This window comes from uncultured Algibacter sp., assembly GCF_947495675.1.
GTDB lineage: Bacteria > Bacteroidota > Bacteroidia > Flavobacteriales > Flavobacteriaceae > Algibacter_B.
In genome coordinates, this window is the sequence record NZ_CANLZX010000003.1 from 117,042 (window position 1) to 141,284 (window position 24,243).

Sequence of the window (24,243 nt, forward strand, 5' to 3'; positions counted from 1 at the left end):
GTCTAATTTGCGTTATATTTTTTAGCTGATTTTATGTAGGTTTGTAAAAATTAAAATTGTTAATGAATAAGACCCTTTCAAATTTTATTTTCGCTGTTATTATTGGTTTAGTTTTTATAAGCTGTGCTAATCGAGGAACTCCAGGCGGCGGCCCAAAGGATGAGATACCTCCTAGTATTATAAAATCTGAACCTGAAAATTATTCTACCAATTTTAAAGGGGATGAAATAAGAGTTTATTTTGATGAGTATATTAAAATAAAAGATTTAAGTAAACAGCTGATTATTTCGCCTCCAATGAAAACGCAACCAGATGTTACACCAACAAGCGGAGCTAGCAAATATATTTCTATTAAAATTTACGACACACTTCCTCCAAATACAACTTATGCATTTAATTTTGGAAACAGTATAACTGATAATAACGAAGGAAACCCATACCCTTACTACCGTTATGTACTTTCTACGGGTAATCATATAGATTCTCTTTCGGTTAATGGTAACATTGTTGATGCTTTAAAAAAAGAACCTGAAACTTTTGTTAATGTTGCATTATATGAAGTAGATTCTACATTTACTGATTCTATCATTTATAAAGAAACACCTAAATACATTACTAATACTTTAGATAGTGTTACCACTTTTTCAATAGAAAACCTTAAACCTGGCAAGTACATGTTAATGGCTTTAAAGGACGGAAATGGTGACAATAAGTTTCAACAAAAAACAGATCAAATTGGTTTTTACAAAAGTTTTATAGAAGTGCCAACCGATTCTTCATACTCACTAAAACTTTTTAAAGAAGAACAAGATTTTAATGCTACAAGGCCTCGGTTAATTTCAGGAGAAAAAATAGCTTTTGGTTACGAAGGTGATTTTGAAAACATGAAAATTGATATAATATCAGAAACTCCTTCAGAATTTGAATACCGTATTACTAAAGACCCAAAAGCAGACACGTTAAATTATTGGTATAAACCAAGATTAGAAGTTGACTCTTTAAACTTTAGGGTATCAAAAAATGATTTTGAAAAAGAATTTACTGCACGAATAAGCGAACAGAAAAGAGATACTCTTTTAATTGGAGCAGATCCTACTGGCAGTATTAGCTATAACGAAGACTTTAAAATTTCTGGAACTACTCCATTATTAAATTTTGACGCATCAAAAGTAATTATGATGGATAAAGACTCGACAGCTGTTACTTTTACTAGTGTTTTTGATACTATAAAAAACACCTACTTTCTTAAATTTGATAGAACCGAAGACAATAAATATGAAATTGAAATACTACCTGAAGCCTTTGAGGACTTTTTTGGAGACAAAAACAAAGACACACTATCTTACAGTTTAAGAACTCAAAAATCTTCTGATTTTGGTTATGCAAGATTCACTTTAGTAAATGCTACCTACCCACTTATAGTTCAATTAACAGATTCTAGCGGAAATGTAAAAGCTGAAAAATATGTTGATAAAGCTGAAACTGTAGATTTTTTGAATTTAAGTCCTAGTATGTATTCTATTAGAATTATTCATGACGCTAATGGTAATCAAAAATATGATACTGGTAATTATTTAAAGAAATTACAACCTGAAAAAGTGAGCCATTTTCAAGATATTGAAATTAGAGCAGATTGGGGTATTCAAGAAACACTAACGTTTAAATAAAACATACGTTATTTACTTTTTTAGTTAAAAGGCTATTTAAAAATCAATTTGAATTAGTTAATAGTAAAAGAGTCTCTATCATCTAAAAATTTAAACTTACTTCGGTATGCTTCTATGTGCCTTTTCTCTAAGGTAATTACAAGTATTTGTTCTTCATTTGGTTTAAATGCTGTAACCTGTTCTCCAAGCACATTGTAAACTGCAGAATGTCCAGAATATTTACTATTTACACCATCAACACCTACTCTATTTACACCTATACAATAACACATATTTTCTATAGCACGAGCTTTTAACAAAGTATCCCAAGCAGATATTCTTGGTTTTGGCCAATTGGCAACATAAAGTAAAACATCATAATTATGAGTGTTTCTAGCCCAAACAGGAAATCGTAAATCATAACAAATTAAAGGACAAATTTTCCAGCCTTTATAGTCAATAATTATTTTTTCTGTTCCTGCATTATATATATTATGCTCGCCAACTAAAGTAAAAGTATGGCGCTTATCATAAATAGAAATTAAACCTGAAGGCTCTACAAAAAGTAATCGGTTATAATAGGCATTGTTTTCTATAATTACCAAACTACCAACTATAGCTGCATCTACTTTTTTAGCCCATGCTTTCATCCAATTTACCGTTTCTCCATTCATGGTTTCTGCAACTTTTGAAGCATTCATGGTAAAACCTGTAGCAAACATTTCTGGTAGAATAATAACATGAGTATCCTTTTCTATATCGCTAATTTTATTGGAGATATTTATGCGATTTTGAGCTGGATTTTCCCAAACTAAATCTGTTTGAATTAAAGCTATTTTTAGGTGTTTATGCATTTAAAAACAATTTTATACTAATACTTAAAATAGTACTTTTTGTCTTTAATACAAAACATAAAAATGATTTATACTACCTTGAATTTAAATGTAACTATTTTCTAAACAAAAAACTACTTTAATCTTTTCTTTGCTTTTACTGTTGCTGCTTTATATTTTTCAATTTTCTCTAGCCACTTAGCTTCATCCTGAGGTGATAACTTACCTTTCTTTTTTAGTTTCTCGTATTTATTGGTGGCAGCTTTATGTTTTTTGATAGATTTATCAAAATTTGATTGTGCTTTTTCTCTTTTCTTTAATTCGTTTTCTGCCTTTTTCTGCTTCTTTTCGGCTCTTTTTTGACTTTTTATGGCATTTTTCTGCTCTTTTTCAGCCTTATCAATACGTTTTTGAGTGATTTCAGTATTTTTTAATTTTTCTATTTTCTCATCAAAAGCAGCATGTATTGACGTTTTTTCATCAATTGATAATGTTTCAGTTACATCAATATTATCCTTAAAAATTCTATCGTCTTTAATTTTATATTTAACGCCATTATAATTTATGTCTTGGGCATTAACTATAAAACCAAATCCAACAAACAATATAATCATCAAAACTCTCATAATCCTTATTTAAAATATTTATCTACTATTATGACACAAAAAATCTACAAAAGTAACTTAATTATGACTTAAAGTTTCTTTACATAATTTTATAAATTAAATTCCTAATTTACTAAGCAACTCTTGTTTGTAAGTTCTGCCAATGGGAATTTTATTGTCTTTTATAAAAATAGTGTTTCCTGAAATTTTATTGACATAAGAGCTATTGATAATGAAAGACTTATGCACTTGAATAAATTGATTCTCTGAAAGTTTTGCATTCCAGTTTTTCAATGAATCTATGTAAGATAATCTTTGGTTTTCAGTTACAACAGTAATATAATTTCGTTCAGATTCGATGTATAAAATTTTATTTAGAACAATTTTATGAAGTGTTTTATCTACGTTTAAAAAAATGGTTTCTTCATTGTCTTCAGAAGAAGTTTTTAGAGTCCCTACCCTTTCTTTTGCTTTATTAATCGCTTTTAAAAATCTATCAAACGAAAAAGGTTTAACCAAATAATCAACAATGGTTTCTAATTCAAAACTATTAACAGCATATTCAGCATACGCAGTTGTCATAATAATTGCAGGAGGGTTTTTAATAGTTTTTATAAAATCTAGCCCAGACATATCTGGCAAATTAATGTCTAAAAAAACAACATCGACTGACTCAGAATTTAAAAATGAATTAGCTTCTATAGCAGCCTTAAAAGTTTCAATTATTTCTAAGTTTGGAATTTTAGAAATATAATTCTTAAGGATTCTTTGTGCAGGAATTTCATCTTCAATTATAATACACTTCATTTTAAATTAATTTTTAAATCCACTTTAAAAGTATTAGTCTTATTAATATTAAACTCATAATTATCTTTATAGATAAGTTCTAAACGTTTTTCAAGGTTTTGCAAACCAATTTTTAAATCGGAAGTTGTTACTTTATTTACATTAAAAGTGTTTTCACAATTAAAATTTAAAATATTTTTTTCTACATTAATATTAACTTTTATTTCGCTGTGTAATGTACTGTGTTTAAAAGCATTTTCAATAATTGTAATTAATAACAAAGGCGCTATTTGATGATTAAAAGAATCTATTGATTTATTGTAATTAATATGCTTTACACCTTCTGTTCTTAGAGTTTGAAACTTGATATAATTATCAATAAAGTAAACTTCTTTCTCTAAAGAAATAGTTTTCTCGTTACTTTCATACAACACGTGTTTTAAATTATCCGACAGCATTAAAATAAGCTCTGGTGTTTCATTAGGCTTCTCTAATGCATAAGAGTAAATAGTGTTTAAATTATTAAACAAAACATGCGGGTTTATTTGTGATTTCAAGAATTTCAACTCCATTTCAGCATGTTCTTTTTTAACCTTTATAACTTCTTCTTGTTCATCAATAAACCGGTATAAAATCCAAACAAAAGAGAAAAAAATTAGCGGCACAAGAGTTTGCCATAAATAGTCGCTTAAACATTTAGGTATACTACAACCACATTGTGCAAAAGCATAGCAATATAATTGAGTAGCAAAAAATGAAATAATTGCAAATACAAAAACATATAAAACGTATAGTTTTTTTCTAACAAAAAAGGGTAACAGAAAAAAATTATTAACGTAAACAATAGCTACTAAAAGTGAAACATACTGTAAAAAAGGGTTTTCTTTCCAATAAAAATCTGAAAACAGAAATAATGACACAAACACAAATAGCATCCAAAATAGAATATGCACTAAAATTCGAGATGTGTTTTTATTAATAAAAGTCATTTTTTAAAAGTAATTAGAAAAGCTAAAACCATCAAACAATCTGTACAAAAGTCAGTTTTGTAATTACAAACAACCAAAATGTTGTTTGTTAGTTTAAGTCTGTTGTTTGTAAAATTAATTCGCATCAAGTATAAAACTAGTTTAAGTTTGATTTCACAACTAATCAAAATCACATCATGAAACGAACAATCTTAATCATTTTTTTATTGAGTCTACATTTTAGCTTTTCACAAGATTTAAATCACATAGAACTCGACAAAAAAGGAAACGAAATTTTACTTGGAGAAATTAATAAAAAAGGGCTAACTAGCAATAGTTTTAACACATGGTTCTCAAAAAATTACAACGATTATTTAGTGCATAAAGCAATTACTAAAAAACTTAAAGACTCTTTAAAAGACTACAAAATAAAAGTGTTTTTAGGCACTTGGTGTGGTGATAGCAAGAAAGAAGTCCCAAGATTTTACAAAGTTATTGAGGCAGCAAAATTTCCTGAAAATCAATTACAAGTTATTGCTGTTAATAGAACAAAAGATGCTTACAAACAAAGCCCTAATCATGAAGAGGAAGGCTTAAATATTCACCGTGTGCCCACTTTTATTTTCTATAAAAAAGGAAAAGAAGTAAATAGAATTGTAGAACACCCAAAAGAAACTTTAGAACGCGATATGCTAAGTATTGTTACAGACAACAAATACACATCAAATTACACAGCTGTAAATTACATGAACTATTTATTAAACTCAAAATCTATAGACAGCCTGAAACAAGATGAAATTAATTTAGTACCTCGACTAGCGGAGTTTGTAAAAGGAAGTAGAGAATTAAATACTTATGGTTATTCGTTATTACGTTCCAGCCAAACCCAAAAAGCCTTATATGTTTTTGAATTGAATACTAAAATTTTTCCTTATAAACACAATGTTTATGATAGTTTAGGAGAAGCTTACTTTGAAACAGGCAATAAAAATAAGGCCTTAAAAAACTACTACAAAGTACTAAGTTTAAAACCTGATGATGAAAATGCGCTCGAAATGATTGGAAAGATTAAAGAATGACCGAAGACTTAACTTCATGCATAAGAAAGTAAACCTATGTGTGTAACATAGGTTACTATTAAGAATGCTGTATATGATTAATTTTACTCAACAAATTTAAATTACAACAACATGGAAACTTTAGAATTAAGAGTAGGACTGAACCAAGATTATAAATTAGATGTAACAAAAAAACTTAACATCCTATTGGCAGATTTTCAAATTTATTATATGAACTTACGAGGCTTACATTGGAATATTAAAGGACGACATTTTTTCTCTTTACACGAAAAATTTGAAGAACTTTACAATGACACAAATAATGTAATTGATGAAATTGCAGAACGTATCTTAACCTTAGGGCTAAATCCATTACATACCTTAGATGATTATTCAGAAAACAAAACTATTAGAATTATAAAGAATATTTCTGATGGAGATGCTGCAGTTAGTTCAATTTTAGATAATTTAAATGAACTTTTAATACAAGAACGAGATATTTTAGAATTTGCATCTGACAATAATGACGAAGGCTCTGCTTCATTGATGAGCGATTTAATTTCAAATCAAGAAAAATTAATCTGGATGTTGAGCTCATATTTAAGTTAAACGCCTTATGTAAACATAAAAAAAGCAAAAGCCTTAATTGACTTTTGCTTTTTTTATTTCATACTTTTTTTTAGAATTTGATTTTCACCTTCGTAGGAATTAAGTAAAACTAAACAATATCCATCTTCTTTAACAAAAACGAAGCATTCATATTTTGGCAAACACCCTCTTTTAAAGTATAATCAAAATGAAGCTCATCGTTAATAATTTCAGCATCAAAATAATAGTTTTTTACATCTTCTAGTTCTTTCTCAATTTCGCAAAGACTTAAATCGTGTGTTGCTATAATTCCAGTTGCATTTGAGGCTACTAATTTTTCAACAAATTTTCTTGAGCCAATAGCTTTATCTGTACTATTTGTTCCTTTTAATATTTCATCTAAAACAATAAAATAAGGCTCTTTCTGAATAGCATCAACAATGTATTTAAGCCTAGTTAATTCTGAAAAGAAATAAGAACTATCATCTGTTAAGGAATCTGTTGTACGCATACTAGTAATAAGCTTTACAGGCGAGTACTGTGTAGATTTTGCACAAATTGGCAGCCCGACATTAGCCATAACTATGTGTAAAGAAACCGTTCTTAAAAAGGTGCTTTTCCCAGCCATATTAGCACCAGTAACTATTAAAAACTGCTCATTATTAATAGTTAAATCGCTATCAATTCTTTTTTCTTTATTTAATAATGGATGCCCCAAATCTTTTGCTTTAATAACCGAACCTTCATTTACAATTTCAGGAAATACAAATTCAGGATTATTATAGGTATAGTTACCAAGAGAATTATAAGCATCAAAAAATGATACAACTTCAAACCAATCGGACACCTTATTACCATATTGTTTAATCCATTGTTCTATACGATAGCTGTTCTTTATATCTGTTAAAAAATAACCATTCCCAAAAATAGCACCAATAAGGTTATTTCGATTATCTAAGGCATCTAATGACTTTGAAAATGTTTTAAAAATACTTGAAGCTTTTTTATCGCCAGACTGAATTTGATTTTGCTTTTGCTGTAATAATTCAGAAGTAAAAGATTCGTTTTCTATTAAATCTAATAACGTTGCATATTGACGAAACGTATCTCGAATTTTATCGGTATTTGAGGCTAATATATTTATCTTTTTAAGGTACAAACCACTTATTGCTAAACCTAAAAACAACCAATACCCTATTAAGGCTTTATTAGTAATAACATCTATAATGGTAAGTATAAATAAAATTATAGATGTTAAACTAAACACCAACGGAAGCCATGACATTATTTTAGGCAAAAATAATTTATGATTTTGTAACCAATTTATAATATATTTTGCAGGCGTTTCAACATCAACTAAACTAGAAGTTGCCGAATAATATTGACGCCATTTGGGTTTAGAACTCAGCTCTTTTATAGCCTCTTGCCTTAACGTAATATTTTCAACATTATTAGCTTTTAAGGCGTTTGCTAATTTTTTTCTGCCCTCCTTTATTGTTGTTCTATTTATATATTGAAAAAAAGAACCTCTCCCAAACAAATCAATATCTAGGCTATAAAAGTGGCTAGGGTCTTGAAAATCTAAACCTTCATTTCTATCATGAAATTGGCCTGCTGCTATTTTAATTTCTTCCTTGTTTATAGCTACTAACGCTTTATTAAAATTACGTTGCCGCTTAATATCGGTATATTTTGATAGTAAATAAACAAATACAATGATGCCAAAAACCCCAACAGAAACAGCTATTTGCCATTTACCAAAGAAAAAATAAATCGCAAAACCTGTTATTAAAAAAACGAATAAACGCAACGTACTAAGTAGCGTCATTTGTTTATATAATTTTTTAACTTCTGTTTGGTAAGTTTCTAGATGTGTTTTGTAGTACTCTAAAGGGTTTTCCATTTTAATTTAATGTGCCATAAAGAAACAAAAAAGCCCTGAAATTATTTCAGAGCTTTAAAATTTATATTTTTTAAAATTAATCTCGTCCTCCAAAAACTTGTAAAGCCCAATACAATAATGAAGCTATCGCTCCAATTGCAGCAACTAAGTATGTTCTTGCTGCCCATTTTAAAGCGTCCTCCGACCCCTTATATTCATCTGGAGTAACCATGTTTTTATTTTTTAGCCAAGCTAAAGCCCTATTACTAGCATCATACTCTACAGGTAATGTAATAACACTAAATAGAGTTGCAAAACTCATCATAGCTAGACCAGCAATAGCCACCCATTGCCCCATTGCACCAATAGCGTTAGATGCCATTAAAGCAATACCTCCAAACACGACCCATTGCGACATACTTGAAGTAATTTGCACAACTGGTACTAATTTAGAACGCATAGTTAAATAACTATATGCTGTAGCATGCTGTACAGCATGACCAACTTCATGTGCAGAAACAGCTGCTGCTGCTGCATTTCTTTGGTTATAAACAACCTCACTTAAATTAACAGTTTTATCTCTTGGATTATAGTGGTCTGTTAATTGACCTTTCGCAGAAATAACCTTAACATCTGTAATACCATGGTCTGCTAACATTTTCTCAGCAATTTCAGCACCGCTCATTCCGTTTCTTAAATGTACTTGAGAATATTTTTTAAATTTTCTTTTTAATTGATTACTAACTAACCAACTTACAAGCGATATAGCTCCTATAAGTATGTAGTAGCCTGTATATCCTGTCATCATATTTTTTTAAATTTTTAAATTCTTTTTAAATATAGCAAAAATAAAGCCAATGTTTAAAACTGAACAAATGTCAGCATTATACTTTATAAAAAAACGTCTAAAAACTTAATAAATAAGTAATCAGACGTTTTAAAATATAAATTATTGAAATTTAGGCCATTTCCATATCAAAAGCCTCAGCAATTTCTTTGTAAACAATTTTTCCTTTTACTATGTTTAATCCTTTTGCTAAAGAGGCATTACCATTACAAGCTTTTTTCCAGCCTTCATTTGCTAATTTAATAACATATGGCAAAGTAACATTAGTTAATCCCATAGTAGAAGTGTAAGGTACTGCACCAGGCATATTTGCTACACTATAATGCACAACCTCATCAATAATATAAGTTGGGTCTTGATGTGTTGTTGGTTTAGTAGTCTCAAAACAACCACCTTGATCTACAGCCACATCAACCATAACAGTTCCTGGTCGCATATCTTTCAACATATCTTTAGTTATTAATTTTGGTGCTTTAGCTCCTTTAATTAATACACCACCAATAATTAAGTCTGAATCTACAATATGTTTTCTAATGTTATATTCACTAGAAAACTCACTAACAACATTATTTGGCATGACATCACTAACATGACGTAAAGCTTTCATATTAATATCTAAAATATGCACACTTGCGCCTAATCCTGATGCCATACGTGCGGCTTGAATACCAACAACACCAGCACCTAATATTAAAACTTTTGCAGGAGGTACTCCAGGAATTCCACCTAACAATATACCACGTCCCATAATTGGTTTTTCAAGATACTTAGCACCTTGCTGAACAGACATTCTACCTGCCACCTCAGACATTGGTATTAATAAAGGAAGAGAACCATCGGCATCTTCAACGGTTTCATAAGCAATACAAATAGCCTTACTTGCAATCATAGCATTTGTTAACACTTCACTAGATGCGAAATGAAAATACGTAAACACGACCTGATCTGGCTTAATTAATTTGTATTCTGGTTCAATAGGCTCTTTAACCTTTACAATCATATCGGCAACAGCATAGATCTCTTCAATAGTATCAAGAATTGTTGCGCCAGCACCGGCATAATCTTCGTCTAAAAAACCACTATTAAAACCTGCATTTTTTTGAACGTAAACGGTATGATTTCTTTTAGCAAGCTCAAAAACACCCGAAGGTGTCATACCTACTCTATTTTCATTATTTTTAATTTCAATAGGAACTCCAATATTCATAAATATGATGTTTAAATGATGATAACTAAAGCAAAATTAAAACAATATTTTTAAATATTTTTGGTAAAACGACATTTTTGATAAATTATTTTCATCTAAAAACCGATTAACCTGTATTTTACATAATTTAAAATAAATTAACAGAAATTATACTCTAAAAAGATAAGCACCTATTTTTTAGTATATTTTATTTTAAAAAACATTAATAAAAATGAAGATACTACAGTAATGCTATTAGCAAAAATCATAGATGGGCTTTTTTTTAAAAACCCATAAGTTAACCAAGCTAAAATTCCAACAAAAAACAAAAGTAACATAGGTAAAGATAAGCTAGACACATCTTTAGTTTTCCAAGTTTTATAAACTTGCGGAAGAAATGCAGCTGTTGTTAAAATTGCTGCCACAAAACCAATAGTTTCAATATAATCCATATTTAATCTTATAAATTAGTTGGGCGTTACCACAAGGGTCGGGCTATACGTTGCAAGTCCTCGCTCCATACTTACGCTGTGGGCTTTCCACTACTATCCCTAACGCGGCAGTGTAATACTCGTAATAATTTAGTTAAATCTAATAAACAACACTATTAAACGTTTTTAAAAAAACTAAACTACCCAACAATATTTACAATTTTACCAGGTACCACAATCACTTTTTTAGGAGTTCTCCCTGCTAATTGTTCTTGAGTTTTTTCGTTTGCTAAAACAGCAGCTTCAATAGCATCTTTGCTCATATCCAAAGGTAATTCCATAGTAAAACGCATTTTACCATTAAATGAAATGGGGTAATTTTTACTGCTTTCTACTAAATGACTTGCATCAAACTCTGGAAAAGGCGCTGTTGAAATAGATTCAATATTACCCAACTGGCTCCATAACTCCTCAGCAATATGTGGTGCATAAGGCGAAATTAAAACCAATAGCGGTTCGAGTATATCTTTGGACGAACATTTTTGAGCCGTTAACTCGTTAGCCGCAATCATAAAAGTAGACACCGATGTATTAAAAGAGAAATTCTCAATATCTTCTTGTACCTTTTTTATGGTTTTATGCAACGTTTTAAGGTTGTCTTTAGTTGGTGCAGCATCTGTAACTTTAAGCCCATTATCATCTGCATACAATTTCCATAGTTTTTTAAGAAAATTATGAACTCCTGTAATACCAGCAGTATTCCAAGGCTTGTATTGTTCTAGCGGCCCTAAAAACATCTCATATAAACGTAAGCTATCTGCGCCATAATCTGAAACGATATCATCAGGATTAACTACGTTGTATTTCGATTTAGACATTTTTTCAACGTCACGACCTACTTTATATACGCCATCCTCTAAAATAAATTCGGCATCTTTATAATCTTCTCCAAATTCACCATCAGATTTTAATCCTTCTATATCTAATTCATCAGAAGCATTAACGTACTTTACTTTTACATGTAGTGGCTGTACTTTTTTATCTTCAATTAAACCAGCAGATAAATAGGTGTTACTACCTTCTTCTCTGTATACAAAAGCACTAGTCCCCAAAATCATCCCTTGGTTAATCAGTTTTTTTGCATACTCATTCACAGGAACAACACCTTTATCAAACAAGAATTTTTGCCAAAAACGAGAATACAGTAAATGCCCTGTAGCATGCTCGCTACCACCAATGTATAAATCGACATCTTTCCAATAGTCCATAGCGTCTTTCGATGCTATTTCGTTTTGATTATCAGGATCCATATAACGATTAAAATAAAACGAACTTCCTGCCCAACCTGGCATCGTATTTAACTCTAAAGGAAAAACTGTTTTTTCATCAATCAAGTCATTAGAAACCACCTCATTAGTTTTGGTATTCCATGCCCAAACAATAGCATTCCCTAATGGCGGCTCACCAGTTTCGGTTGGTAAATATTTTTCAACTTCTGGTAGTTTTATTGGTAGATGCTCTGCAGCAATCATTTGTGGCATACCATCAACATAATATACTGGAAATGGTTCACCCCAATAGCGTTGACGACTAAAAACAGCATCGCGTAAACGGTAATTCGTTTTACCTTCGCCTTGTCCAATTTGTTCCAACTCGTATATAGCTCGTTTGGTTGCTTTTTTATAATTCATACCGTTTAAGAAATCACTATTTCCTATTACGGTTTTTTCTTTATCTGAAAATGCTTCTTCAGATATATCAACACCATCAAAAATATTAGGAATTGGTATATTAAAATAATTCGCAAAAGCATAATCGCGCTCATCGCCACAAGGCACAGACATAACGGCTCCAGTACCGTAACCTGCAAGTACGTAATCGCCAATCCAGATTGGAATTGGCTCTTTAGTAAATGGGTGTTCGGCGTAGGCACCTGTAAACGCTCCTGAAATGGTTTTTACATCGGCCATTCTATCGCGTTCACTACGTTTTGCTGTAGCTAAAACATAAACATCTACATCTGCTTTTTGTTCTGGAGTGGTTATTTGAGACACTAATTTGTGTTCTGGTGCTAGTGTCATAAAACTTACTCCAAAAATAGTATCTGGCCTGGTAGTGAAAACATCAATAACAGCATCACTTTCTTTAACTTTAAAAGTTACCGAAGCACCTACAGATTTTCCAATCCAGTTACGCTGACTTTCTTTTAGAGAATCTGTCCAATCAATAGTTTCTAAACCTTGAAGTAAACGTTCTGCATAAGCAGAAATACGCATGCTCCATTGTGTCATTTTTTTTCTAATTACAGAATGGCCACCACGTTCTGAAACACCATTAACAATTTCATCGTTTGCCAAAACTGTTCCTAATGCAGGACACCAGTTTACCTCAGTTTCTGCCAAATAAGTTAAACGGTATTGTAATAATATTTTTTGTTTCTTTTTTGATGAAAAACCATTCCATTCTTCAGCCGAAAACGATTCAATATTATCATCACAAACCGCATTGATAGTTCCATTTCCTTCTGTAGCAAAAATTGTTTCTAATTCAGAAATATCTTCAGCTTTATTAGTATCATTATTAAACCAAGAATTAAATAATTGAATAAAAATCCATTGTGTCCATTTGTAATAACTTGGATCTGAAGTACGAACCTCGCGAGACCAATCAAAAGAAAAACCAATTTGATCTAACTGGCGGCGGTATGTTGCAATATTCTCTTTGGTTGTTATAGCTGGATGCTGCCCTGTTTGTATAGCGTATTGCTCTGCAGGCAACCCAAAACTATCATACCCTTGAGGATGTAACACATTAAAGCCTTGGTGACGTTTATAGCGTGCATAAATATCTGAAGCAATATACCCTAAAGGATGTCCAACATGTAATCCAGCACCACTTGGGTAAGGAAACATATCCAAAACATAAAATTTTGGCTTATCACTTTTGTTTTCAGCTTTAAACGTCTGGTTTTTTGCCCAGTATTTTTGCCATTTGGCTTCAATTTCATTGAAATTGTACTTCATTATCATCCTTTTTAAGAAGTTGCAAATTTACGTTTTATAAATCAACTTAAAAACCTTTTATTTAATAGTTTATTCTTACTAAAACAATGAGTTTTTAATAATATAGATTTACTTTTGAGAGCTTAAAATAAAAAGTATTGAATTCAAATATTTATAAAGCCCACTTAGCACTTCTTGGCGCCAATTTAATTTATGGCGCTAATTACATAATTGCAAAAGGCATTATGCCTAATAAAATTAACCCTAATACTTTTGTTTTTATTCGTTTAGCTTGCTGTGTAATACTCTTTTGGTGTGTAAAATTTTTATTTGTTAAAGAAAAAATTGAATCTAAAGACTTATTTAGATTAGCACTTTGCGGTTTACTTGGCGCATCATCAAATATGCTATTTTTCTTTCATGGTATTAATTTAACATCACCTGTGGATGCCTCCATAATAATGACAGTAACACCTGTAATTGTTTTAATATTTAGTTTTATAATTTTAAAAGAACCCATAACTAAAAACAAACTTGTAGGCATTACTATTGCTGGTATGGGAGCCATATTTCTCATTTTATATGGAAACAAAGCCGCTGGTACTAGTTCTTTTCTTGGTAATTTGTTTGTGTTTTTAAATGCATGCTGCTATGGCCTTTACCTAGTAATTGTAAAAACTTTAAAGAAAAAATACAACGCTATTACTATTATTAGTTGGATGTTTTTATTTGGACTTCTATTTGTAACACCTTTTACTTTTAATGATTTTAATAACACTAATTTTGAAGCCTTTACAACAAACACATACTTGGTTATAGGCTATGTTGTGCTTTTTACTACCTTTTTTGCTTATTTATTTAATGTTTACGCACTAAATTTTGTTACCCCATCCGTAACAAGTAGCTACATTTATTTACAACCTGTAATAAGTTTTATAATGGTAAGTGTTTATGCTTATATTTTAATGAAAGATGAATATGCTCAAGACATTAACTTAATTAAAATTTTAAGCTGTGTAATGGTAATTATTGGCGTATATATTGTTAGCAAACCACCAAAGAAATTGGCCTAATACAACAATGTTGATATGTTTTAGTTAATATAAATATATATTACATTTACTTTATTATTTTTACATTATTAATCCAAATTACTCATGAGTTCATCATTTGAAAAGCATCAAAAACGCAGACTTATATCTTCTTACTTTTCAGTTGTTTTAAGTATTGCTTTAGTATTGTTTTTGTTGGGCTTATTGGGTATGCTTATTTTAAATGCTAAAAAAGTTTCAGACCATTTTAAAGAGCAAGTTGTAGTAACTATCTACTTAAAAGATACTGCCAAAGATGTTGAGACTAAACAACTTGAAAAAAGTTTAGCAATGGCAGATTACGTGAAATCTACCGAATATGTATCAAAAGAGCAGGCTGCCGAATTTATGAAAGCTGAAAACGGTGAAGATTTTATGGATTTTGTAGGTTACAATCCACTTCAAAATTCAATAGATGTGCATTTAAAAGCTGACTACGTGACTTCTGAACATCTTGAAAAAATATCTACTGAAGCGACAAATAAAAACTTTGTTGATGAAGTAACTTATGATAATGATTTGGTAAATCTCATGAACGATAATGTAAAAAAAATCAGTTTTTGGGTACTTATAATTAGTGGTATTTTTACATTAATTGCCGTATTATTAATTAACAGCTCTATTAGATTAGCGGTTTACTCTAAACGATTTACAATTAAAACTATGCAAATGGTAGGTGCTACAAAACAGTTTATAAGAAGGCCATTTGTTTGGAAAAGTGTGCGTTTAGGTATGATTGGCGCATTTTTAGCCTTAATAGGAATGGCCATTGTTTTATATTATTTAGACAAAACCTTTACAGAACTTGAACTGCTTAGCAACCCTATTTTAGTTACAGCGTTATTTGTTTTTGTTTTTGCCTTAGGTATTATAATTACTTGGATAAGCACACACTTTGCAACCCAACGCTTCTTAAATTTAAGAACAGATGAGTTGTATTATTAATCACAAAAAGGTAAAAAACGATAATTTAGAAAACCATTAACATCATTTTTCTAAATAAATCTTTTACTTTGCACTAAATTATTCTACGGAATTTAATCATGGGAGAAAAAAAACGTAAAGAAGAAGCAAAACCAATTTTTGTATTTGGAAAGAAAAACTACCAATTCATGTTTATTGGTCTAGCTATTATTGCACTTGGGTTTATTTTAATGTCTGGTGGTGGAAGTGATGATCCAAACGTTTTTAATCCTGAAATTTTTAGCTGGAGACGTATTCGATTAGCACCAACATTAATTCTTATTGGTTTTGGTATTCAAATTTATGCTATTCTTTTAAATCCAGATAAAAATAACTTCTAGTTTATTTACAAATACACTTCTAATAACTTTGCATTAGTCCCAAGTATGTCTAATTGTTTAATTATTGCAGGAATTAATAGAGTTTCACCCATTTTAAGACTATACATTTTATTTCCACAAGCAACTTCTAGATTTCCTTCAACACACATGTAAATTACAAAACTATCTACCTTACTGTAATCTTTAGTTATTTTTTTTGAAACACTAATAATGTTAGTTTTAAAATAAGGAGAGTGTACTAGTTTATTTGAAATATTATCAATTATGGTATACTGCGTTTTGTAATCTGGATAAAAATTATAATCAATAGCATCTAATGCCATTTCTGTGTGCAATTCTCTTTTTTCTCCAGTTTTAGCATCTACTCTATCATAATCGTAAATACGGTAGGTAATATTTGATGTTTGCTGTATTTCTGCTAACAAAACACCTGCTCCAATAGCATGCACTCTGCCTGTGGGTATATAAAACGTATCACCATTAGTAACCTTTTCAATATTTAAAATATCACTTAAAGTTGAACTATTTAAATGTTCTTGATAGCTTTTCTTTTCAACATCTTGATTAAAACCTACTATCAACTCGGCATCTTTCTCTGCCTGCATAACATACCACATTTCGTTTTTTCCAAACGAATTATGGCGTTTTTTAGCTAATTCATTGCTTGGATGGACTTGAATTGATAGTGGTGTTTTTGCATCAATAAATTTAATAAGTAACGGGAAATCTTCTCCGAAAGATTCATACACACTTTTGCCAACAAAATCTCCTTTAAATTCTCTAATTAAATCTTTAAGTGTTTTACCCTTCAAACGACCTTCACTAACTTCAGTTTCATTGTCTTTAACATCTGAAATCTCCCAAGATTCGCCAATACTATTTTCTTCATATTGTTTATTAAGTATTGTTTTTAATTTATTACCACCCCAAATTCGGTAGCTATAAACTGGATTAAATTTCAAAGGATATAAACTCATAATAGATTGTAAAAATTTTACTATAAAATTATTGCTTTAAATCTTTACTGGCAAACACATCAACCATTTTTTTTACATAACAATAACCATTTGCCATTGCATCATCAAGGTTTTTAGCATAATTCATTATGGCATCTGCATAATGAATTCCAAATGCTTCTGGATAATTATCCTCTAAATCAATGGCCCCACAAAAGGTAGCCACTTTTATTTTTTTCGCTTTCGCGGAAGACAATACACCTTGAATTGTTTTACCAGACATGGTTTGTGTATCTAACTTTCCTTCTCCAGTTATTATCCAATCGGCTCCTTCAATTTGACTATCGAAATTAGCTAAGTTTTTTATGAGTTTTATACCCGGTTCTAAAACGCCATTTAAAAACACTTTTGATGCTATTCCCATGCCACCAGCAGCACCTGCTCCTTTTACAGATTGAGCGTCTACACTAAAAACGGCCTTTATAAGTTTAGCAAAAGATTCTAAACCTTTATCAAGCATTTCAATATCTTTACTTGAAGCTCCTTTTTGCGCGCCATAAATATATGCTGCACCATTTTCGCCGTGTAAAGGATTAGTTACATCGCAAGCAATGCTAAAATTTACATCAAATAATTTAGGATTAACATGGCTAACATCTATCTCTGTAATATGAGATAAATTGGCTCCAATAGGCACTACTTCTTTATTATTCTTATCTAAAAAACGATAGCCTAATGCAGTTGCCATTCCAATACCACAATCATTAGTAGCGCTTCCACCAATACCTAAAATAATGTTTGTTGCGCCTTTATTAATAGCATCGAGAATCATTTCGCCAGTACCTAATGTGGTTGCGTTTTTACAATCAAATTGTTCTGGTTTTAAAAGTTTTACACCAGAAGCTTCAGCCATTTCAATAAACGCTGTTTTAGACCTTTCGGCATACAAATAATTAGCCATTACAGGCTTAAAAAACGGATTATTCACCTCTACTTTTACAGCAGATCCTTTTAGATAATAATTTACTACCTCAATCGTGCCATCGCCTCCATCTGCTAATGGAAGTTTTAAAATTTCAACATCTAAATTTAAAACTTTTATAGCATCTTCAACAGCATTGCAAAATTCCAATCCTGTTAACGAATTTTTAAATTTATCTGGTGCTAAAACAATTTTCATATACTGAGAATTTAACTTAAAAATGAAGGTAGAAAATAACTAAACACTAAAATGAACACAAAAAACGCCAAGAGAATATAAACTTCTTTAATCATGAAATCCTCTTTTTTAATGGCAACATTAAAGTTTGAAATGCTTTTAACTTCAGTTTTACGAGTTAATGCACTAACAGTATAAGCTACTACTAAAGCTATAATTACACCTGTAAAATTAAGCCAAATCCAAAAGATATTAAATCCTAAATCGATATGAAATAGCTCTTGTATCGTTTTTGAAAATATTAAATTAATAAGAACTGCCGATATAATTGCCGCATTCATTCCAATATGGTTTACTTTTTTTGAAAAGAATGCTAAAAAGAAGGTTACTAATACCGGCCCGTAAAACACAGATCCTATAGCGTTTATAATTTCGATAACAGCACTTTTACTACCTCCAAAAAGAAAGGCCGCTGCAATACAAACCACACCCCAAAATACTACCGAACCTTTAGAAATTAGCATGTATTTTTTTGAACTTAACTTAAGTTTTCCTCGGTTAAAAAAATCTTCAACGGTTACTGCCGATAACGAATTAACTGTTGAACTTAGCGAAGACATGGCCGCAGAAAGAATACCTACCATTAAAATACCTATTAAACCATGTGGTAAATATTTAAGAATAAAAACAGGCACCATTAAATCTGCTTTCACGCCATGAGTTGCATATTCATCTGGAAAATATTTCTGAGTAGTCATTGCTATATCTTCTAGGAAATCGGGTGCTAATGTTATTAAACCACCTATTACTAATCCCATGATGCAGTATATTAAAACCACGGGGAATCGTAAAAGGCCATTTGCCATTAAAAGGGTTCTAATGGTTTTTTCGTCTTTTGCAGACAGCAAACGTTGTGCTTGAGTTTGGTCGCAACCATAATACGAAGCATAAAGAAAAAAGCCTCCAATTATCATGGGTAGCAAGCCATATTCATTGCCTTCACCTATACCTAAATTATGATCGATTACCTGTAATCTTTCAGCATCAAAACCAGCAGCTAACCCACCATGTTCTTGCAAAAGACTCCAGCCAAAATACAGGCAAATAATTAAGCCAGCGAACAATATAATCATCTGTATAGCATCACCCCAAACAACCGCTTTCATACCACCTTGCCAAGAATAAATTATAGTAATAACACTTATTATTAAAATGGTGTAAACAAAATCTATATTTAAAACAGCTTGTAAAATAATGGCAATGGTATACACCATAACACCTGTACCTAATGCACGACTAATTTGAAATACAATACTTAAAATTAAACGTGTTGATGTACTAAAGCGTTTCTCGACAAACTCATAAATACTTACTACTCCCGATCTAAATAATGGTGGAATTATTACAATCATTATAAAAATCATGGCCAACGGAACAGCAAACTCGAAAGTTAGCCATTTCATGCCACCGCCTATTTTTAAACCGACAAAGGCTGGGGCCGAAATAAAACTAATTGCCGATAATTGGGTTGCCATTGTAGACAAACTTAAAGGGAACCAACCCATACTTTTTCCTCCTAAAAAATAATCTTTAGAATCTTTATTATCCTTAAAAAAGAATCCCATTCCTAAGAAAAATAAAATATAAAATATGACGATACTATAGTCTAGCCAATTCATAATCTTTAAGTTTTAGTCTGTGTTAGTTAGTTTGTTTTTTTATTCATTTAATAAATCAACAATTAAAGCTGCACTCCAAGAAAAATTATTCCCGCCATAACCTGCTTTTCCATGGTTATGCATGTCTTTTCGTGAATCAAAATACTCATAAAACCCATTTTTCTCTATAATCTCAATAGAATCCTGTTTTACTCTATTGGCAATATCTAAAAAACCGTATTGTTTTAATCCATTATACAGCATCCAATTAAGGTTTATCCAAACAGGACCTCTCCAGTACTTTTTTGGATTAAAACGTTCGCTTGAAGGATCGAAAGACGCACATAAATATTGGTGATCGCCTCCAAACTTATCCATCATAATGTTTACCATAGAGACTGCTCGTTCCTTACTTGGAATATTAGCAAACAATGGCGAAAATGAAGATGAAGACAAATATCTTAATGGCTTTTCGTTTCTTAAATCGTAATGAATGTAAGCGCCAATTTCATCGTCAAATAATTTATTATTAAATGATTGAACACTCTTTTCTTGCCAGGTTTTAAGTTGCGCAATTTTATCGGCATTATTCCCAATGAGTTTATAAAGTTTTATTAAACTCTCATTAGATTTAATAAGCATAGCATTAAACAATGGGTCTTGAACTAAAAACGGCGATAATTCTGCTATTTTTTCATCACTATAGTTCTGTTCTTTAGCGATATCAATTATGTACAAATAATGATCGTATTCTCTTTTTGAAGGCCTTTCGGAAGCATCAACATGCGTAGTATCTCGTCTTTCAAAAGTATATTCTGGAGGGTTCATGGTTTCCCAAATATCATCCCAAATAGGAGAATTATCGGTTCCTGACTCCCAATTATGATAGATATAAACTAAGCCTTCATTTTGAGGATCTCTATTTTTGTAAAAATATTCATGATTAAAATACACCTTATCAATTACTGTTTCTAAAAACTTTAAAGTTGCCTTTTTATCGGTACTAATTCTATATAATTCCTCTAACACAAAACCTGTTACAGGAGGCTGCGTCATTCCGGTAGATTTATATTTTTTTGAAGACAGCGGGTGTAAATCCGAACGATGAAAATCTGGTCCTGGAAAATACGTATCACTTTCGGTATGAAAAATAATATGTGGTATAAAACCATTACCCCATTGAGCATCTAGTAAAGTCTCAATTTCTGCTTCTGCTTTAGGCATATCAAAATGCGCAAAACCAATAGCTATTAAACCAGAGTCCCAAAACCATTGAAATGGATATAGGTTTGCACAAGGTATACTAAAACCAACCTCGTCTTTCCAGTTTCCTTTTAATACTTCAATTGCCTTATTTTTTAATTCTTCCATTATATATATTTTTTTAAAAAAACTCACCACCTACACTTAGCTGTATAAGTGATGAGTAAACAACTCAAACTAAACTAATTATATTACTTAAAAGTTAAATGTTGCTGTTAAGAAAAATCTACGAGGTAAAATAGGTCTTCCGAAGAAGAACTCTGCGTCTCCTGCTTGATTTACATTTCTAGGATCTCCCTCTGTAACACCTTCATCATTGAATAAGTTGAAAACAGAAAATCCTAATCTTAACGTATCATCACTATCGTTATCTCCCATAGCAAATTCGTAACCAGCACCAATTCTAGCAATTGTAATGGCATCCAACTCTACTGTATTATTATCGGCCGCAAACTTACTTCCTGTGTGGTTAAAAGAAAATAAAGCATCGAACGCACCATCATCATAATAAGCTCCTATACTTCCTAAAAAGTTAGGCTGTCTTGCTAATTCATTCCCTTCGTTGGTTGTAGAAGATGTATTGGTAGTTAAATCTGTAGATACGTTTTTAGAAATCTCATGATCTTGGTAAGTAGCTGTACCTCTTAAACTAAGGTTATTGGCTAAACTATAATCTAAAGTGGCCTCCAGACCTATAGTTTTAGTACTTTGTTCAGATCGTGTTAAATCGACTAACGATCCGCTAACGAAACCTTGATCTATTTTAATCCTGTCGCTTAAACCTACGTAATAAGCTGCAACAGATCCTTTTAATTTTTCTGTTCCTAATTTGGCTCCAACTTCAAATTGAATAATTTTTTCTGAATCGTACTTACTTCCTGTAACTCCTGTTGCTATAGGAGCAAAACCTCTAATTTGTGGAAAAAAGAACCCTCTTGAAAAGTTGGCATATAAATTAACTTTATCGTTTAATTTATATAAACCAGCCGCAGAAAGTGCCCAATCTGTAGCGCTAACATCTGCTCTTGTAAAACTACCATCGGCAAAATTAACGTTTGCTAATTCTGGAGTTAATGTAGCATCATCATAAACTTGACTTTCTACAATGTTACCTTTACTAAAAGTACCTTGAGTATTTTCAATTCTTAAACCAACATCAAAACGCCATTTATCTAAAACCATCTCATCTGTTAAATAAACTGCTGTTTTATTTTGAGATAAAAAATTATTTGAAGTCATACCAATTCTGTTATACAATCCACCTGTAGAAAAGGTAACATCATTTCCACCTGCATCAACATAGTTTAAGTTTACCAATTTAGGATTGTTATTAAACTCAGATAATACTCTGTATTGGTAATTAACATCTTCAGCTTCTGTTCTTGCCAAATAAACACCTCCAGTAATGTTGTGTGTTCCGTTAGTTACCTCTATGGTTTTAGTTAACGACGCTTCTCCAGAATAATCTGTCATAGGACGTAATCTATCCACATGCAAATTATCTACAACTAAATCCGATCCATTAATAGCTGCACTAGTACCTTGGTATTGTGCTGTAAACCCTAGGTTTCCGGGAGCCACATTTCCAACATATTCATTTAAAGTAATTGGATTGTTGTTAGCACCATTACCTCCAACATACAATGCAAAATTGTGCTTGTAATTTGCATATTTTACTTTCGATTTAAATTTTAAATCATCTGCAAAATTATAATTAAAATCTGCCATTAAATAACCACCTTGGGTAGAAACACCATCTTCAATAGGGCTTTCGTAAGCACCACCTGCAGTTAAAAACGACGTGTTTGCTAACTCGCCAGATAGCAGCTGCTCCACAGCCTCACCATCATTACCAGATATTCTTTTTCTATTTCCATCTAATGGTAATGGCATTATAAATTGCGCATTATCATTTATAAATTGACCATGAATAGTAAAAGATCCATTTTCAAACTTCTTTTTAATATTAGCTCTAAACTGTACCCCTTTTGTTGGCATTCCAGTTTCAATTGGCCCATCATCTTTTCTAACAAAACCAGTAAATGCGTAATATGTGTTAGAATCTTCGCCCCCTAATTTACCACCAGTATAAAAGTCGGTTTTTAAACGGCCTTTATCTGCCCATTCCATGTTAATAATATTTTCTTCGTTGGAATCTCCTGTTTTACTTGTATAGTTAATAATACCAGCTACAGATCCTGCTCCATATAAAACAGCAGCACCACCACGAACAAACTCAACACCTTTAAAACCTATATCTGGTCTTGCATACACATCGTGCGCAGAAGAGTTTAAACCAAACGTACTCATTAATGGCATTCCATCATATTGAAGCGGGTTAAATACATATTGTCCGCCAGAAGGTAAACCTCTAACAAAAACATTTGAAGCTGTTTCTCCACCACCACCTTCAGCGGTAATACCTGGAATACTTCTTAAAATATCAGCTTGACTATTTGCAGAAAGCTTGGTTATTTCATTCTGCTTTAAGGAGCTAATAGACATTGGCGTGTCCTTTTGCGACCTAAAAGTTGCCGAAGCAGTAAGTACTACTTCATCTAAAGAGTTACCACCCTCTACCAATACAATTTGTAATGTAATTGGTGTTCCGTTAAGGGTTACGGTTTGCTCTTGAGCCTCATACCCTAAATAGGATATTTTAATTTTTTGAACTCCAGTTAAATTTGTTGAAAAACTAAAATTTCCATCAAAATCTGATGTGGCTCCAGATGTACTACCAATAATAAGAACATTAGCTCCGGTTACTGGCACACCTAAATTGTCTTTAACAGTTCCTGAAACATCCGTTTGTGAAAACGTTGCAGCAATGCTAAACATACATAGTAGTGTAAAAATAAATTTTTTCATTTTATTTAGAATTAGTTAATTTAAAGACAAATTTATAATCACTTTAACAATATAAGTGCTAATTATTTATGATATTGTCACGCAAACGGTTGCGGGAACGATTGCAATTTAC

20 protein-coding genes are annotated in these 24,243 nt (G+C 31.3%); 6 read left to right on the top strand and 14 right to left on the bottom strand.

Annotated elements, in window-relative coordinates; genetic code table 11:
* The first annotated feature begins 62 nt into the window (after positions 1–62).
* On the top strand, positions 63–1,667 hold the full coding sequence (locus tag Q0842_RS03125) for an Ig-like domain-containing protein (RefSeq protein WP_298494231.1): 1,605 nt from the start codon (positions 63–65) through the stop codon (positions 1,665–1,667).
* A gap of 53 nt (positions 1,668–1,720) precedes the next feature.
* Here Q0842_RS03125 and Q0842_RS03130 read toward each other — a convergent pair whose 3' ends face one another.
* The 4 genes from Q0842_RS03130 to Q0842_RS03145 form a co-directional block, all read right to left on the bottom strand.
* A complete protein-coding gene (locus Q0842_RS03130; protein ID WP_298494233.1) occupies positions 1,721–2,500 on the bottom strand; it encodes an amidohydrolase in 780 nt (259 codons plus the stop codon).
* Positions 2,501–2,613: 113 nt separating this feature from the next.
* Positions 2,614–3,105: a hypothetical protein gene (locus Q0842_RS03135; RefSeq protein ID WP_298494235.1), complete on the bottom strand. Its 492-nt coding sequence runs from the start codon at positions 3,103–3,105 to the stop codon at positions 2,614–2,616.
* 96 nt (positions 3,106–3,201) lie between these two features.
* Positions 3,202–3,891, bottom strand: a complete 690-nt coding sequence (locus Q0842_RS03140) for a LytTR family DNA-binding domain-containing protein (protein WP_298494237.1) — start codon at positions 3,889–3,891, stop codon at positions 3,202–3,204.
* Complete coding sequence (locus Q0842_RS03145; RefSeq protein WP_298494239.1) at positions 3,888–4,859, bottom strand: histidine kinase; 972 nt, start codon at positions 4,857–4,859, stop codon at positions 3,888–3,890. The genes Q0842_RS03140 and Q0842_RS03145 overlap by 4 nt, the downstream gene beginning before the upstream one ends.
* A 176-nt stretch (positions 4,860–5,035) precedes the next feature.
* On the opposite strand from Q0842_RS03145, the gene Q0842_RS03150 reads away from it, so the two are divergent.
* A complete protein-coding gene (locus tag Q0842_RS03150; protein WP_298494241.1) occupies positions 5,036–5,917 on the top strand; it encodes a thioredoxin family protein in 882 nt (293 codons plus the stop codon).
* Between the two features lie 111 nt (positions 5,918–6,028).
* On the top strand, positions 6,029–6,505 hold the full coding sequence (locus tag Q0842_RS03155; RefSeq protein ID WP_298494243.1) for a DNA starvation/stationary phase protection protein: 477 nt from the start codon (positions 6,029–6,031) through the stop codon (positions 6,503–6,505).
* A 109-nt stretch (positions 6,506–6,614) separates the two neighbouring features.
* On the opposite strand, the gene Q0842_RS03160 is transcribed toward Q0842_RS03155, so the two are convergent.
* The 5 genes from Q0842_RS03160 to leuS all read right to left on the bottom strand — a co-directional run bounded on the left by Q0842_RS03160 (position 6,615) and on the right by leuS (position 13,853).
* Positions 6,615–8,387, bottom strand: coding sequence for a DNA mismatch repair protein MutS (locus Q0842_RS03160; protein ID WP_298494245.1), 1,773 nt, complete (start codon positions 8,385–8,387; stop codon positions 6,615–6,617).
* A 76-nt stretch (positions 8,388–8,463) separates the two neighbouring features.
* Positions 8,464–9,174, bottom strand: a complete 711-nt coding sequence (locus Q0842_RS03165; protein WP_298494247.1) for a zinc metallopeptidase — start codon at positions 9,172–9,174, stop codon at positions 8,464–8,466.
* 151 nt (positions 9,175–9,325) lie between these two features.
* Positions 9,326–10,420: an alanine dehydrogenase gene (gene ald, locus Q0842_RS03170; protein ID WP_298494249.1), complete on the bottom strand. Its 1,095-nt coding sequence runs from the start codon at positions 10,418–10,420 to the stop codon at positions 9,326–9,328.
* Between the two features lie 170 nt (positions 10,421–10,590).
* Entirely contained in the window at positions 10,591–10,851 is a 261-nt protein-coding gene (locus tag Q0842_RS03175) for a SemiSWEET family sugar transporter (protein WP_298494251.1), read from the bottom strand.
* 179 nt (positions 10,852–11,030) lie between these two features.
* Entirely contained in the window at positions 11,031–13,853 is a 2,823-nt protein-coding gene (gene leuS / locus Q0842_RS03180; protein WP_298494253.1) for a leucine--tRNA ligase, read from the bottom strand.
* 137 nt (positions 13,854–13,990) lie between these two features.
* Here leuS and Q0842_RS03185 point away from each other — a divergent pair, with 137 nt between their 5' ends.
* The 3 genes from Q0842_RS03185 to Q0842_RS03195 all read left to right on the top strand — a co-directional run bounded on the left by Q0842_RS03185 (position 13,991) and on the right by Q0842_RS03195 (position 16,227).
* Positions 13,991–14,905: a DMT family transporter gene (locus Q0842_RS03185; RefSeq protein WP_298494255.1), complete on the top strand. Its 915-nt coding sequence runs from the start codon at positions 13,991–13,993 to the stop codon at positions 14,903–14,905.
* An 84-nt stretch (positions 14,906–14,989) separates the two neighbouring features.
* A complete protein-coding gene (locus tag Q0842_RS03190; RefSeq protein WP_298494257.1) occupies positions 14,990–15,868 on the top strand; it encodes a permease-like cell division protein FtsX in 879 nt (292 codons plus the stop codon).
* A gap of 98 nt (positions 15,869–15,966) precedes the next feature.
* Positions 15,967–16,227, top strand: a complete 261-nt coding sequence (locus Q0842_RS03195) for a DUF3098 domain-containing protein (RefSeq protein ID WP_298494259.1) — start codon at positions 15,967–15,969, stop codon at positions 16,225–16,227.
* Positions 16,228–16,232: 5 nt separating this feature from the next.
* Here the strand turns inward: Q0842_RS03195 and Q0842_RS03200 are convergent, their stop codons facing one another.
* The 5 genes from Q0842_RS03200 to Q0842_RS03220 form a co-directional block, all read right to left on the bottom strand.
* A complete protein-coding gene (locus tag Q0842_RS03200; RefSeq protein ID WP_298494261.1) occupies positions 16,233–17,204 on the bottom strand; it encodes a type I phosphomannose isomerase catalytic subunit in 972 nt (323 codons plus the stop codon).
* A 28-nt stretch (positions 17,205–17,232) separates the two neighbouring features.
* Positions 17,233–18,363 carry a glycerate kinase gene (locus Q0842_RS03205; RefSeq protein ID WP_298494263.1) on the bottom strand — a complete coding sequence of 377 codons (1,131 nt, stop codon included), beginning with the start codon at positions 18,361–18,363 and terminating at the stop codon, positions 17,233–17,235.
* A gap of 11 nt (positions 18,364–18,374) precedes the next feature.
* Positions 18,375–20,021 carry a sodium/solute symporter gene (locus Q0842_RS03210; protein WP_298494265.1) on the bottom strand — a complete coding sequence of 549 codons (1,647 nt, stop codon included), beginning with the start codon at positions 20,019–20,021 and terminating at the stop codon, positions 18,375–18,377.
* A gap of 39 nt (positions 20,022–20,060) precedes the next feature.
* Positions 20,061–21,371 (bottom strand): trehalase family glycosidase, encoded by a 1,311-nt coding sequence (locus tag Q0842_RS03215; protein WP_298494267.1) that lies wholly within the window; start codon positions 21,369–21,371, stop codon positions 20,061–20,063.
* An 87-nt stretch (positions 21,372–21,458) separates the two neighbouring features.
* Positions 21,459–24,131: a TonB-dependent receptor gene (locus Q0842_RS03220; RefSeq protein WP_298494269.1), complete on the bottom strand. Its 2,673-nt coding sequence runs from the start codon at positions 24,129–24,131 to the stop codon at positions 21,459–21,461.
* Positions 24,132–24,243 lie beyond the last annotated feature (112 nt).

Coding starts and splice junctions, on each gene's coding strand:
- Q0842_RS03125 (WP_298494231.1), top strand. CDS start 63: ATGAATAAGACCCTTTCAAATTTTATTTTCGCTGTTATTATTGGTTTA.
- Q0842_RS03130 (WP_298494233.1), bottom strand. CDS start 2,500: ATGCATAAACACCTAAAAATAGCTTTAATTCAAACAGATTTAGTTTGG.
- Q0842_RS03135 (WP_298494235.1), bottom strand. CDS start 3,105: ATGAGAGTTTTGATGATTATATTGTTTGTTGGATTTGGTTTTATAGTT.
- Q0842_RS03140 (WP_298494237.1), bottom strand. CDS start 3,891: ATGAAGTGTATTATAATTGAAGATGAAATTCCTGCACAAAGAATCCTT.
- Q0842_RS03145 (WP_298494239.1), bottom strand. CDS start 4,859: ATGACTTTTATTAATAAAAACACATCTCGAATTTTAGTGCATATTCTA.
- Q0842_RS03150 (WP_298494241.1), top strand. CDS start 5,036: ATGAAACGAACAATCTTAATCATTTTTTTATTGAGTCTACATTTTAGC.
- Q0842_RS03155 (WP_298494243.1), top strand. CDS start 6,029: ATGGAAACTTTAGAATTAAGAGTAGGACTGAACCAAGATTATAAATTA.
- Q0842_RS03160 (WP_298494245.1), bottom strand. CDS start 8,387: ATGGAAAACCCTTTAGAGTACTACAAAACACATCTAGAAACTTACCAA.
- Q0842_RS03165 (WP_298494247.1), bottom strand. CDS start 9,174: ATGATGACAGGATATACAGGCTACTACATACTTATAGGAGCTATATCG.
- ald (WP_298494249.1), bottom strand. CDS start 10,420: ATGAATATTGGAGTTCCTATTGAAATTAAAAATAATGAAAATAGAGTA.
- Q0842_RS03175 (WP_298494251.1), bottom strand. CDS start 10,851: ATGGATTATATTGAAACTATTGGTTTTGTGGCAGCAATTTTAACAACA.
- leuS (WP_298494253.1), bottom strand. CDS start 13,853: ATGAAGTACAATTTCAATGAAATTGAAGCCAAATGGCAAAAATACTGG.
- Q0842_RS03190 (WP_298494257.1), top strand. CDS start 14,990: ATGAGTTCATCATTTGAAAAGCATCAAAAACGCAGACTTATATCTTCT.
- Q0842_RS03195 (WP_298494259.1), top strand. CDS start 15,967: ATGGGAGAAAAAAAACGTAAAGAAGAAGCAAAACCAATTTTTGTATTT.
- Q0842_RS03200 (WP_298494261.1), bottom strand. CDS start 17,204: ATGAGTTTATATCCTTTGAAATTTAATCCAGTTTATAGCTACCGAATT.
- Q0842_RS03205 (WP_298494263.1), bottom strand. CDS start 18,363: ATGAAAATTGTTTTAGCACCAGATAAATTTAAAAATTCGTTAACAGGA.
- Q0842_RS03210 (WP_298494265.1), bottom strand. CDS start 20,021: ATGAATTGGCTAGACTATAGTATCGTCATATTTTATATTTTATTTTTC.
- Q0842_RS03215 (WP_298494267.1), bottom strand. CDS start 21,371: ATGGAAGAATTAAAAAATAAGGCAATTGAAGTATTAAAAGGAAACTGG.
- Q0842_RS03220 (WP_298494269.1), bottom strand. CDS start 24,131: ATGAAAAAATTTATTTTTACACTACTATGTATGTTTAGCATTGCTGCA.